Raw genomic sequence first — 12823 nt, 5'->3', positions numbered from 1 at the left:
TATGAAAATACTTAAAGCGTTTTGGAAGAGACTGTCGAGCCCGAGTAAAGCTGCCGCTGGTGTGGTTTTATTTCTAGGCTTCGCTGGTGGCCTTCTATTTTGGGGCGCATTCAACACAGGTATGGAAGCAACCAACACAGAAGAATTCTGTTCTGGCTGTCACGCGCCGATCGTTGCTGAAATTCAAGAAACAATTCACTACTCCAACCGATCTGGTGTTCGTGCGATTTGTTCAGACTGTCACGTTCCTCATGAATGGACGGATAAGATCGTTCGTAAAGTACAGGCATCTAAAGAGCTATTTGCACACTTCGTAACGAAGACGATCGATACGCCAGAGAAGTTCCAAGAGCGTCGTGGACACCTCGCAGAGCGAGAGTGGGCACGTATGAAAAAGAATGACTCTCTTGAATGTCGTAACTGTCATGAGTTTGATTTCATGGATTACTCTCAGCAAGGATCACGTGCGGCAGAACAGCACTCCACCGCTCTCGCTTCAGGCGAGAAAACATGTGTAGACTGTCACAAAGGTATTGCGCACAAACTACCAGACATGAGCGGCGTTGAAGGCTGGCACTAAGGAGACTTACCATGAGTACATTAGAATCTGTAATTTGGCATATCCTTGGCTACAGTGCTATGCCAGTGATTATTCTTTCCGGCTTTGTGGCGGTAGCAGCAATCTCTCTCTGGCTGCTGTCATTTGGTAAGGATAAAGAGGTGTAACGTAACGCATCTCTACTCGTCAACTAGCCTATTTGTTGACACTGAGCGCCGAGCAAATGCTCGGCGCTTTTTATTTATTGCTCAATGGTGCTTACCAACCATAAACAAGCAATCATACATAAAAAAGCGACCATAAAGGCCGCTAAGATTTACTGCTATAGGGAGTTGTTTAAGATTCTTTTACTGGCAGAACCTGTTTGACGTATTGTCCTGGCGCTTCATCAATAACCGGATGGTTTTCTGAGCCAATAGGGAAAGGCTCAACTTGCTCTTTAGGGTTGAATTGGAGTAACCACTCGTTCCAGTGTGTCCACCACGATCCCTCTTTGTGTTCCGCGTTATTCAACCACTCATCAGCAGAGTCATCCAAATTATCGTTCAACCAATAACCATACTTATTTTTAGCTGGCGGGTTCACGATGCCCGCAATATGACCAGACTCACCGAGGACAAATGTTTTGTTGCCACCTGTGTTCAGCGCACCACGGTAAGTTCCCTGCCATAACGCAATATGGTCTTCTTTCGTTGACACAAAATAGCTAGGAATTTTGATCTTATTTAGATCAATCCATACTCCACCAATTTTGACGCCTTTATCTTGCACCAGCTTGTTCTCTAAATAGAGCTCGCGAAGCAAGAAATTGTGAGATGCAGCGCTGACGTTGGTGCTATCGCTATTCCAGTACAACAAGTCGAAATCAACCGGACTGTTACCCTTCAAGTAATTGTCGACGTAGTAGTTCCAGTACAAGCTGTTTTCACGCAGTAAACTAAACGTCACGCTTAAGGAACGGCCGTCCATATACCCTTTTGCGTTATTTTGCGCTTCAATTGCACTAACAATGGTGTCATTGATATACGCGCCGACTTCACCTGGTTGAGAGAAGTCGAGCAATGTGGTGAAGAAAGTGGCAGACTTAATGCGCTTCTTCATACGTTTTGCAGCGTAGTACGCAACCGTGCTTGCTAAAACAGTACCACCAATGCAATAACCAGCCGCATTGATTTGCTCTTGTCCTGTTATATCTTCAATTGCAGCGACGGCTTTCACTACGCCTTCTGTCACGTAGTCACCAAACTCTATGTGCGCTTGTGCCTTGCCTGGATTGCGCCAAGACATCATAAATACACTGTGCCCCTGCTCTAACAACCATCGAACCATTGAGTTCTTTGCCGTTAAATCAAGGATGTAGTATTTATTGATGAAAGGTGGGACGATGAGCAGCGGCGTCGCATTCACTTTCTCTGTTAGAGGTCGATATTGAATCAACTCAAACAATTCGTTTTGAAAAACCACATTGCCCTGTGTCGTCGCAACGTCATCGCCCACACGGAATGCATTGTTATTCGTCATACGAATTTTTAAAATGTCTGCGCTCGACTCAACGTCTTCTTTCAACTGCTCTAAGCCTGCCAGTAAGTTTTGACCGTTTTGCTCAAGTGTCAGCTTCAAAAGCTCTGGGTTAGTGGCGATGAAGTTGGAAGGAGAAAGGGCGTTAATGGCTTGGCGAGAGAAAAAAATAATACGTTCTTTCGTCTTTTCATCTAAGCCTTCCAAAGACTCGATGGTGTCCAGATAGGTCTTACTAAATAAAAGGTAGGATTGTTTGATGAAGCTATACATGGCTTCATTTTGCCACGCTTCGTTTGAGAAACGCTTATCCCCTTTTTCAGCTTCGACGATTTGTGCTTGGTTCCCTGCCAATGCAACATTCTGCCAAATTTGCAGCTGCTGTTCCCACCACTGTGCTTGCAGCTTTAAAATCGCAGCAGGCTGATTCGCAGCTTGTTCGAACAGTTTGGCAGTATCCTCAAAGTTCACTTCTTGCATGGCCTTGTTTAAAGGAGAGTTCACGACTGCCTTGTTCACTTCGAAATCATGCCACCACTGATGATTGGTTTCCTGAAGCTTCACAAGATAGTCCGAAAAGAAGTGTTGAAACATAGTCTTACTCCTATATTCGGAAAAAACAACGCCGCCCAAATCTAGGGGCGGCGAGAATCGGACAAATTACGCTGGAGTAACAGTCTTTAGATTTTCCGAAGTCATTTTCTCAACGTCTTCTTTGAACTCTTTTGCAATCGCTTGAAGCTTGTTGCTGTCATCCATCATTTGTTGAGAAAGTTTAGTAAGTACGCTTAGTTGCTGGCTGTTGAAAGCAGTCAATGACGTTACGTCTTTGATTTCTGTCGCTGCTTTCATCTGGTTTAGACCCACTTCACTGTATGTGCGAATGGCGTTCAATTGAAGCTCGGTCAACACTTCTACGTTTTTTGTCACTAGCTTGTTGAACTTCAAGTAAGGTTCTAGATTTTTTTCAGTTTGATCGCTAAATGTTTTGAAGAAATCTGTGTACATGGTTTGTCTCCTAGAGAAAGAATTAAAAATGTCCGTTTAAATAATTACTTAACTGTCTTTACAACCACAGCCGTGCCCATGCCGCCGCCCACACAAAGTGAAGCAACGCCATATTGACCATTTTGCTTATGAAGCTCGTGAACCAGCGTGACTAAGATTCGGTTGCCAGATGCACCAAGCGGGTGTCCTAGCGCGATAGCACCACCGTTAAAGTTCGCTTTATCTTGAATCGCGTTAACTGGAACTTGGTTTGTTTCCGCCAACTGATGAATCACGCCAAGTGCTTGCGCTGCAAATGCTTCGTTTAACTCGTAAACGTCAATGTCATTTACTGTGAGTTCCGCTTTTTCGAGTGCTTTATTGACCGACTCTACAGGACCTAGGCCCATGATCTTCGGATCAAGACCCGATTGCGCATAGCTTACGATCTCAGCAAGCGGCGTTAATCCATGCGCTTTAACTGCGCTTTCAGACGCCACGATAATCGCACTCGCGCCATCGTTAATGCCTGATGCATTACCCGCAGTCACAGTGCCTTCGCGGTCAAAAGCAGGACGTAGCTTGCTTAAGGCTTCCATTGTCGCGTTCGCTTTTGGGTATTCATCCGTATCAAACATCACGGTTTCACGGCGTTGCTTTACTTCCACTGGCACAATTTCGTCTTGAAATTTGCCAGCTTCGATAGCGGCTACCGCTTTCTGTTGGCTAGACAGCGCGTATTCGTCTTGCTGCTGGCGAGTTAAGCCGATTTGTTTTGCTACGTTTTCTGCCGTCACACCCATGTGATATTGGTTGTAAACATCGGTTAAACCGTCCGCTATGAGCAGATCTTTTAGCTCCAGATTGCCCATTTTGTTGCCATCACGAATGCTGCTTGGTGCAGCAAACGGAATCTGAGACATGACTTCAACACCCGCTGCAACAACGATCTCAGCATCGCCACTACGGATATGGGACACGGCATCCATGACCGTTTTCATGCCACTACCGCAAACCATGTTTACGCCATATGCAGGAACAGATTCAGGAATCCCCGCAAACAGTGCCGCTTGGCGGCCAACACCCATTCCTTGACCTGCACCAACAACGTTGCCAACAATCACTTCGTCAACCTTGTCGCCAGGCAACTTTGCCGCTTCCAACGCGCCCTTAATCGCTACTGCTGCCAGATCGCCAGCAGAAGTATTTTTCAGGCTACCACCAAAAGCACCAATTGGAGTACGCTTCGCCGCTACGATAAATACTTTTTCCATCATCTTCTCTCCTTAGTGCATGTATAAGCCGCCGTTCACCGACAAAGTCTCTCCGGTGATGTAGGCGCCCGCATCGCTGACCAAGAAGCTCACTGATGCTGCAATTTCCTCTGGTGTCGCAAGACGTTTCATTGGAATTTGGTTCGTAATGGATTCCAGCACTTCTGGCTTCATTTGCTCAACCATTGGCGTACCCGTGTAACCCGGAGCGATAACATTAACTGTCACACCCGAGCGAGCACCTTCGTATGCTAAGGCTTTAGAGAAACCGATCATCCCAGCTTTCGCCGCCGAGTAGTTTGCTTGACCAAACTGCCCTTTAAGACCATTGACTGAAGAGATATTGATGACACGACCACCGCCTTTTTCGCACATTGCAGCGAAGAGGGGTTGCGTAACGTTGAATAAACTATTGAGGTTGGTATTGATGACATCATTCCAAGCTTGCGCAGTCATCTTTTTAAACACGCCATCACGTGTGATTCCTGCGTTGTTGACAACAACATCAATGGTTCCCTCCTCCCCAAGCAATTGCGCCAATTTCTCTGCACACTCTGTCGTGTTTGTTACATCCAACTCAAAAAGGCGAACCTGATCTTTGGTAAACCCTTTGCTGTTGAACCACTCCAGCGCACATTCGTAGTTACCTGTGAAATAAGTAGCGATTACACGGTAACCGTCATTGACTAATTGAGAGGAAATAGCAGAACCAATTCCGCCTTTTGATCCAGTGATCAAAGCGACTTTCTTCATTGAAGACTCCATTCTTAACGGCATTTAAAAAGCAAACTTAATACACTGATGAAATAGTTCACCAACTGACGTGTTTATTTATTCTTTTGACAACCAATCCCGTGCTGCCTTTATTTTAAGTTAACCTAGAAATATTACATTTCAAATAAAAAACTCACCCAATTGCATAAGATTGATTTAGATCTCATTACCCGTGAAATGTTATAAAATGGTTAATTTTACATAAGTCATTGTTTTAAATCACACTTCCACAAAAGCCACACCAACAGAAATAGAAACATAATTATTAAATATCATGTACTTACATACAGAATGGTAGACGTTACATTATGTCATGATTTAAGATCTGAATTTTAAGCCTATATGATTACAACAAACTTGAGATTAGAATAATAATTCAATTATCAGTAAAAATAATTATCAAACATATCATTTAATTACTGTATTTAATGATAATTTAGTTATCAATTCGATTATTTTAATACAGTGATGATTAATACCGATAAAATATAATAAATTAAATATATTTAATCTAAAAATGATATAAGAGCTTGTCTCATACTGGTGCAATACGCACTATTATGACGCATAGATTAAAATATAATTTCATTTTAAATTTATATATTCGAAGAACATCAACTAGCTACTAGTGAAAGTAATCGTTCGCTTTGTAGTAGCATCCTTTTCCACTTTGCACTATCTTTGTGGCTTCTCTTTAATCACTAAATCATCAACAGATATGAATCTTGCATTGCTCAGTATGTTCATCCCTACTTTCTTTTTTGTCTCAATCACGCCTGGTATGTGCATGACTCTCGCCCTAACGTTAGGTATGAGTATCGGTTATCGTCGCACGTTATGGATGATGATAGGAGAACTTCTCGGTGTTGCGCTGGTGTCAGTCTCTGCGGTGTTAGGTATCGCTGCGATTATGCTCAATTATCCTTGGATGTTTATCGCGTTAAAGTTCATTGGTGGCGGTTATTTACTCTATCTTGGTGTTGAAATGTGGCGATCGCGAGGGAAACTTGCGATTAATGTCGACAACTTAGAAACACCAAAGAGTGACAATATCGCACTGATCATGCAAGGCTTCGTTACCGCAATCGCAAACCCAAAAGGCTGGGCATTTATGATTTCTCTTTTACCGCCTTTTATAGACCAAAACGCAGCGCTTGCACCGCAACTGATCATACTTGTCTCCATTATTTTACTGTTTGAGTTCATTTGCATGTCTCTGTACGCTACTGGTGGTAAAGGGTTGAAACACGTATTAGGTCAGTCTAAGAATGTACGTCTAATGAACCGTATCGCAGGCACTTTAATGATGGGAGTTGGTGTCTGGTTGCTACTAAGCTAAGGCAAACTGGAAACAATGAAAAATATTCTGAATAAAATCGCTAAAGTCATGGGTGAAGTATTGGACTTTCAAGCCCGAGTTTGGGTTGTGAACGTCTATAGCGGTGAGCATAAAGGCGAGTCTTATGTCGTTAATGAAGATGCTTTCTCTGTACCTCTTCAGTGGATGAAGAAGAAAGGCTACCAAGAGCCAATGTTGAATAAAGTCGAAGCAATGAAGCGCTCACAAGTCTTAGAGTTCGATTTGGGACTTGTGAAACATCGCTTGATGCGCGTGAAATAAGCACAAAAAAGCGCCACTCAAGATGAGTGGCGCAAGCACTTTTACCTTAAAAATAATACTACGGCGCAGCGTCGATCTCAACTGGAAGATAATGTTTCGGCTCCAGTTTCAACCACTCAGGCAGCACAGTACCAATCGAAATCGAAGACCATGTCCCCGACAGAACGCCAATAAACATGGCGGTTGAGAAACCAGCCAAAGGCGCTCCTCCCATAATCCATAATGCACCAACAGTGATCAATGTCGTACCAGATGTCACCATAGTGCGTGAAAACGTCGCGATAACAGCTTGGTCATTGATGTCTTCTGTTTTCCAACTCTGTTTCGCAATCAACAGCTCACGGATTCGGTCTGCAATGATGATAGAGTCATTCAATGAGTAACCTAAAATTGCTAACACCGCTGCAAAAACGGTTAAGTTGAACTCCATTTGAGTAACTGCAAAAAAACCAAGCACTAAGATCACATCATGGGCCAAAGCAAACAGTGAACCACTGGCCAAACGCCACTCAAAACGGAAACACAAGTAACCGAGAATACTCAACACACAAATCAACAATGCTAAGCCACCTTGTTCAAACAAGTCTTGGCCAACTTGAGCGCCAACTATACTGTTGCTGACAACATCAACTTGGTGAGAGATTGGCTTCAACACCTCTTCTACACTTGGCAACGTTTGTCCATCTTCCGGCGCAGAGTAACGAATCACCCAACGGCCATCTTCACCAGAGCGTGTCACTGACGCAGATTCACCAAGCTTTGGTTGCAGAACGTCAAGCAGATCATGGTTAGTTAGCTGCTTATCTACCTTTACTTCTGTCACCATACCGCCAGTGAAGTCCAAACCTAGGTTCAACCCTTTAAAGCCTAGAGCGACGATCGCGATCACCGTTAAAATGATGGAAACTAGCGTAGTAAAGTAGCGAATTTTACGAATATTTTGTTTTAGCATTTCGACCATGATTAAACCCTCACATCACGACGGGCATCGCGGCCCCAAATTAAATTGATCATTGCTCGAGAGGCAAATACGCCTGTAAACATACTGGTTAACAAACCTAATCCGAGTGTTAAGGCAAAGCCTTGGATTGGGCCATTACCGATGGCGTACAAAATCACGGCGGTGATCATGGTAGTAATGTTGGCATCAAGGATGGTCGAGAATGCGCTGTCAAAGCCAAGGTCAATCGCTTGAGCGAAGCTGCGACCTTCACGCATTTTGTCCTTAATACGTTCGAAAATAATAACGTTGGTGTCCACTGCCATACCGACGGTTAACACTAAACCGGCAATACCCGGAAGCGTTAGAACCGCTCCTGGTAACAAGGCGATTAAGCCAAGCAAACAAAGCATGTTGGCACAAAGCGCCACGTTTGCTACCCAACCTAAGCGGCGGTACCAAAGTGCCATAAAGGTCAGTGTTAAACCCATACCTAAAGCCAGTGCTGCAAAACCGTTTTCAATGTTTTCTGCACCCAGAGAAGCACCGATTGTTCGCTCTTCCACAATAGTAACCGGCGCAGTTAGTGAACCCGCTCGAAGTAATAGCGCTAACTGCTGTGCATCGTCCATGCTACCTGCACCAGTAATACGGAACTGGCTACCAAGCTGAGATTGAATAGTTGCGACGCTGATAACGCGCTCACTACGCTCAGTTACACCGCGATCGTTTGTTTTGTACTCTCGGTAAACGGTCGCCATTGGCTTGCCGATGTGAGTTGCTGAGAAGTCACTCATTTTCTTACCACCAGCGTGGTCAAGAGAAATATTTACCTCTGACATGCCCATTTTGTCGACACCAGCACGAGCGTTCACGATGTGCTCGCCCGTTAGAACTGGTCGTTTTGCCAAAATCACCGTACGACCGTCATTGTCTTGAAGAACAAGATCTTGGCTGCTGTGTGCTTGGCTCGCATCTTTCACTTCATAAAACGCCAAGCTTGCTGTTGCACCAATAACGTTTTTCGCTTGAGCAGGATCTTGTACACCAGGGAGTTCAATTCGAATGCTCTCTTTACCTTGGCGTTGCACTAGTGCTTCTGTGATACCAAGTTCTTCAATACGACCACGCATGATCTTCAGGTTTTGTTGAAGAGTCGACGATTGAAATTCTTGGATATTTTGTTCACTCGGTTCAAGCACAAAGCCACGAGATGAACTTTTTGAAATCCAGCCCGGGTAATTTTGACGCAAGAACTTGTTCACTTCCGACAATGCTTGCTCGCTGTCACTGTTTACCGTAATTCGGTTGCCGCTTTCTGCTCGAACTTGCACACCACGAACACGTTGATCACGTAGGTTCGCTTTGATTTCATCAATCAATGCATCACGTTGTTCTTCAAACGCTTTATTCACATCAACATTCAACAAGAACTGAACGCCACCACGAAGGTCAAGACCGAGCTTAATTGGGCTAAAGCCCATCTCATTCAACCATTCTGGCGCAACCGATACGTATGAGAAAGTGATGCTGTCGTCTTTATTTAGCTCTTTGTTTAACAACGCACGAGCTTTACTTTGCGCATCTTCACCATCGAATACAATGGTTGTTTTGCCGTCTTTTTCGATGATTTTGTCGGCTGAAATATGGTTGGTTTTTAGCAGTTGATTCAGATGAACAACCGACATTTCGCTGTTGTTTTGATCCGCAAACGTCAACTGGATAGAAGGCTGTTCACCAAACCAAGTTGGTATAGCACTTAGGGTTAAAATAATGACTGTCGTGATTAATACGACATATTTCCAAGCTGAGTAGTGATTCATCAGCTTTCTGTTCTTTTGCTGCTTTGGTGTTTTTTTCATGTAAACATCATCCCTTCACAATGAAGTGAAGCTTTTAATAACAAGGCTTAACACACGACAGATGCTCCCAGAATAAATTCAGGGTATGAAATGCTCAGAACGCTCACGTCCTGTCGAATACAATCGTCGTGCTAAGAGTGCACAATGGTGCAAATAGATGGTGTTTAGGCAGAAAACTGACTATTGAGTGCGACGTACATGGCATTGGTCTCTTTCCAACCAGAAATGCGATGATCGCTTGTGAAATGATAAAATGTGGACTGGTTGTGACGCCAGTTAATGTCCATCAAGCTGTATGCGTAACCCGCATCAGCGTAAAACGGAGTAGTGAGATCGCCGACAAAATCTACGTGCTCGTCATCAAGCCCTTCCCGTAAGTAAGACGTCCAGCGCTGAGAGTTAAACAAAGCAACGGAATCGAGACTTGCATGGCCTTCAGATACTGGAGATTGAGAGCTTTCTTCTGAAACTTCAGAAAAATCGACGGAAGAGTTTGGCGATACACTTACGGCTACAAAAGGTTGTAGCTTAGAAAAGTGCGGTACGTGAGCCTTGTGGTCGATTTGCGCAGCAGATACATGCACTGGTAGCAATACCATTGCAAATAGCAGCAAAATCAACTTTCTAAGGTAAATCCAAGGCATAGGAACTCACTAAAAACACAAAGAGCCAAGTTAGGTCACTTGACTCGTTGATAGTATTCCTATTGATTATGGTTCACAACTAAAAAGTTATAAATCTCTGATTTCAGGTTTGCATCGTTATTGCATTTATCAAAACGTCTTTAGAGAACGAGTGTAATTGGTGGTGAGTTATCGATAAAAAATATCGCCCTTATCAACATCTAAGTAGATCTTATTCTCTTGCTCCAAACCGCCACAATAGATGAAGTAAACGTTGCGCTTTTTGAACGTCACAGAACGCACCCAACCCCCGAGCTCCTCAAAATCACTCGGATCACAGGTTTCATCGTCTAACAATTGCTGTGTTTTCTTACGGAAAATATCCAAGTGAACTTTTAAATCATCCGACTTCTGTAGGTATTCATCCAATATCTCTAAGCGCTCTTGCTCTTTAATAACTGGCTCTGCATCCGATAACCCTTCAGCATTCAACCATTCGGCTTTTTCTTCTCCACCCTCTTCATAGACAAGATAGCCGGAGATTCGGTACCACCCATCTACTTTTTCTAACACCGATACTTTTTCTCCCTTATAGAGCGTATCGACAACTAAAGCATTAAGGTTAGGCTTGTTGTAAACATTGACACGACGCTCAATAACGTAGTACTCGGTAACTTCCGGGGGAGCGGCTTCTAAATCCAGAATCGGTTTGGATGTTTCTTTTTGCAGTGACGATTGCTCGACTTGTGTAGCCTTTGGTGCTTCAGGTTCATCTTTCTGCATAAAGAAGAAATAGTATCCAGCCCCCGCTCCGCCGAGCAACAGCATGACAATCAATGCGACGAGAATTTTCTTCATGCCCTTTTCCTTTTCATTCTTTATTCTTATCCCACTAGCAGCACGCATGTCGTAGAAATTTGGGTATATACTCAAAAGAGCAGGTCAACTAACGCGAGCAATAATGATCAACAGACTCAATTGGATACTACTATTTCTTCTGTTCCCGATAACGGGGCACGCCAATATTCAATGTAACCCATCGTCGTGGAATGACAATCTTACCCAATTCAATCGTTTAGAGTCCAATTACAATCAGCATGTTGAGGTATTCAATACACTTTTAACCGAACATAAACAGCGTCAGTTATTGTCCGAAACCTTTTCACTGCATGAGCTCGTGCTACTTTGGCGTGCCAAGTCGAACCAAAATGTGTTCAAAGCGCAATTAAAAGCATCGATTCAATACAAAGAAGAGCTCACAACTAAAGCGAATCAGCTGCTTAAATTGAGCACACAATCCCAATGGTCAGCAAATGGGTGGGAGATACTGGCCCAAAAGTGCCGCGAGTCAAACAAAATAGCCAATCAAATAACCGCGGAATGGTATAACACCAACGCTTTGGAACTTGCTGAAGATTACAAGAGCCTCTCTTCACAATATCAAACTCTGTCACAAGTCTATGATAAAGAAGCTCGAGCACTCCAATACGCTCAAGATGTTTCGAAGTAAAAACAGAGCCAGTTTTGAATAGACGATGTTGGTTTTTCACTCCAATATTGGACGTTATTCGTGCTTTTTATCTTTCCTTAGTCGTGAATAATATCAAATGTAAATAATGGGATTGTTCCCTTTGACAAACTTGACTAAACCATGACCAAGACAATCAATTTATAGAGACATACGTCACGTTAATGCTTTACTTATGGACATTTTTTGGTTAGTTTAGCCATTAATAAAATTTAATAAAAAGTCACATTTGGCTGGAGATGATGCTACAAACATGGTTATCAATCGATTAAGTAACAGGGAATGTCCTAATGCTACCAAAGCCAAGTTTTTGTCAGTAGTTAGGCACGTAAAAGAGTTCGGTTCAATCAGTGATTTGGATCTTTGTAAAATCTTCGGAGAAACAATATGGAGTGATGGGAGGGAATACCATTCAGCCGCTTTCTCATTCAAGGTTGATAGATACACAGGTAACTGTGAAATCTCACAATACAAAAACCAATAAGGCTTAAGAATTTATAAGGCGGAGTCAGGAAACGGACTCCTCTTTTTTGATCATGGCAATCGTAAAGTCGTGCTCGGAGTACCCCTCAATCAATCGTGTATTCGGACACAGCAACCGACAATAGCGAAAGACACCTTCTTTATTGTGCGACGCTAACATTTTCATGCTGGGTAGTTTGGATTCATCCAACAAGTTAAACACACAACCTTTCTCTGTCGCTCGGTACATTTTATCAATCATTTCAATGGTATGATTTGGGTTGGTGGATTGATAGTTCAATGATCCGGAAGCAAAAACAAAGTCGCAACGAGGCAATACCAACGTTGAAAAGTCGCCACATATAAACTTACTTTGCGTACGAAAATCTCGTTTTCTGGCTTCAGAGATAAACTGTTTTTGCTGATCAATGCCAATATAGCTTTGAGGAAGCCCCCCCGTAAGTTCGATAAACGCTAACAAGTCTCCGTAGCCGCACCCAATATCTAAAATACTTGAACCGTCTAACGTTAACCCTCGGCACAACGCCTCAAAACGGCTGATCTGACTATACTTATCTGCCCATCCCAGAGTTCGGGCTCTGTCTTTACCAAACTGTCTATATCGCTTTCGATGATAGTGGGCAATCTTAAGTCTATCGAAAAATTTCATCTTTC

The 12823-nt window shown here is 43.3% G+C and carries 14 protein-coding genes; 5 read left to right on the top strand and 9 right to left on the bottom strand.

Going from position 1 to position 12823, the window contains the following annotated elements:
• Position 1: 1 nt before the first annotated feature.
• Positions 2 to 580: a NapC/NirT family cytochrome c gene (locus R7Z41_RS07210; protein ID WP_005373542.1), complete on the top strand. Its 579-nt coding sequence runs from the start codon at positions 2 to 4 to the stop codon at positions 578 to 580.
• 11 nt (positions 581 to 591) lie between these two features.
• On the top strand, positions 592 to 726 hold the full coding sequence (locus R7Z41_RS07205) for a TIGR02808 family protein (RefSeq protein WP_005373546.1): 135 nt from the start codon (positions 592 to 594) through the stop codon (positions 724 to 726).
• A 169-nt stretch (positions 727 to 895) separates the two neighbouring features.
• Here R7Z41_RS07205 and phaC read toward each other — a convergent pair whose 3' ends face one another.
• From phaC to R7Z41_RS07185, 4 genes are all read right to left on the bottom strand, one after another.
• Positions 896 to 2671: a class I poly(R)-hydroxyalkanoic acid synthase gene (gene phaC, locus R7Z41_RS07200; RefSeq protein WP_017819891.1), complete on the bottom strand. Its 1776-nt coding sequence runs from the start codon at positions 2669 to 2671 to the stop codon at positions 896 to 898.
• A gap of 66 nt (positions 2672 to 2737) precedes the next feature.
• Entirely contained in the window at positions 2738 to 3085 is a 348-nt protein-coding gene (locus tag R7Z41_RS07195) for a phasin family protein (RefSeq protein WP_005373550.1), read from the bottom strand.
• Positions 3086 to 3129: 44 nt separating this feature from the next.
• Positions 3130 to 4338: an acetyl-CoA C-acetyltransferase gene (locus tag R7Z41_RS07190; protein ID WP_053349411.1), complete on the bottom strand. Its 1209-nt coding sequence runs from the start codon at positions 4336 to 4338 to the stop codon at positions 3130 to 3132.
• A 12-nt stretch (positions 4339 to 4350) separates the two neighbouring features.
• Complete coding sequence (locus tag R7Z41_RS07185) at positions 4351 to 5091, bottom strand: SDR family oxidoreductase (protein WP_005373555.1); 741 nt, start codon at positions 5089 to 5091, stop codon at positions 4351 to 4353.
• A gap of 739 nt (positions 5092 to 5830) precedes the next feature.
• On the opposite strand from R7Z41_RS07185, the gene R7Z41_RS07180 reads away from it, so the two are divergent.
• Together R7Z41_RS07180 and R7Z41_RS07175 are read left to right on the top strand one after the other, a co-directional pair.
• Positions 5831 to 6451, top strand: coding sequence for a LysE family translocator (locus R7Z41_RS07180; protein WP_021035942.1), 621 nt, complete (start codon positions 5831 to 5833; stop codon positions 6449 to 6451).
• Between the two features lie 15 nt (positions 6452 to 6466).
• Positions 6467 to 6733, top strand: coding sequence for a hypothetical protein (locus R7Z41_RS07175; protein ID WP_005373566.1), 267 nt, complete (start codon positions 6467 to 6469; stop codon positions 6731 to 6733).
• Between the two features lie 58 nt (positions 6734 to 6791).
• Here the strand turns inward: R7Z41_RS07175 and secF are convergent, their stop codons facing one another.
• From secF to R7Z41_RS07155, 4 genes are all read right to left on the bottom strand, one after another.
• Positions 6792 to 7694, bottom strand: coding sequence for a protein translocase subunit SecF (gene secF, locus R7Z41_RS07170; RefSeq protein WP_054577769.1), 903 nt, complete (start codon positions 7692 to 7694; stop codon positions 6792 to 6794).
• Positions 7695 to 7696: 2 nt separating this feature from the next.
• Entirely contained in the window at positions 7697 to 9535 is a 1839-nt protein-coding gene (gene secD / locus R7Z41_RS07165; RefSeq protein ID WP_005373570.1) for a protein translocase subunit SecD, read from the bottom strand.
• A gap of 164 nt (positions 9536 to 9699) precedes the next feature.
• The gene (locus tag R7Z41_RS07160) at positions 9700 to 10179 is read right to left on the bottom strand and encodes a hypothetical protein (protein ID WP_005373572.1); all 480 of its coding nucleotides are present in this window, start codon (positions 10177 to 10179) and stop codon (positions 9700 to 9702) included.
• A 168-nt stretch (positions 10180 to 10347) separates the two neighbouring features.
• Positions 10348 to 11016 carry an SH3 domain-containing protein gene (locus tag R7Z41_RS07155; RefSeq protein WP_005373574.1) on the bottom strand — a complete coding sequence of 223 codons (669 nt, stop codon included), beginning with the start codon at positions 11014 to 11016 and terminating at the stop codon, positions 10348 to 10350.
• A gap of 103 nt (positions 11017 to 11119) precedes the next feature.
• Between R7Z41_RS07155 and R7Z41_RS07150 the strand changes: the two genes are divergently transcribed.
• Positions 11120 to 11668 (top strand): ATPase, encoded by a 549-nt coding sequence (locus tag R7Z41_RS07150; RefSeq protein ID WP_169644408.1) that lies wholly within the window; start codon positions 11120 to 11122, stop codon positions 11666 to 11668.
• A 526-nt stretch (positions 11669 to 12194) separates the two neighbouring features.
• Here R7Z41_RS07150 and R7Z41_RS07140 read toward each other — a convergent pair.
• Positions 12195 to 12818, bottom strand: coding sequence for a class I SAM-dependent methyltransferase (locus tag R7Z41_RS07140; protein ID WP_170893131.1), 624 nt, complete (start codon positions 12816 to 12818; stop codon positions 12195 to 12197).
• Positions 12819 to 12823 lie beyond the last annotated feature (5 nt).

This window comes from Vibrio sp. 1457 (genome assembly GCF_033340195.1).
In the GTDB taxonomy this organism is placed as follows: Bacteria; Pseudomonadota; Gammaproteobacteria; order Enterobacterales; family Vibrionaceae; genus Vibrio; species Vibrio alginolyticus.
Note: the sequence above shows the minus strand (reverse complement) of the source record. Positions and strands in the feature narration are given on the sequence as shown.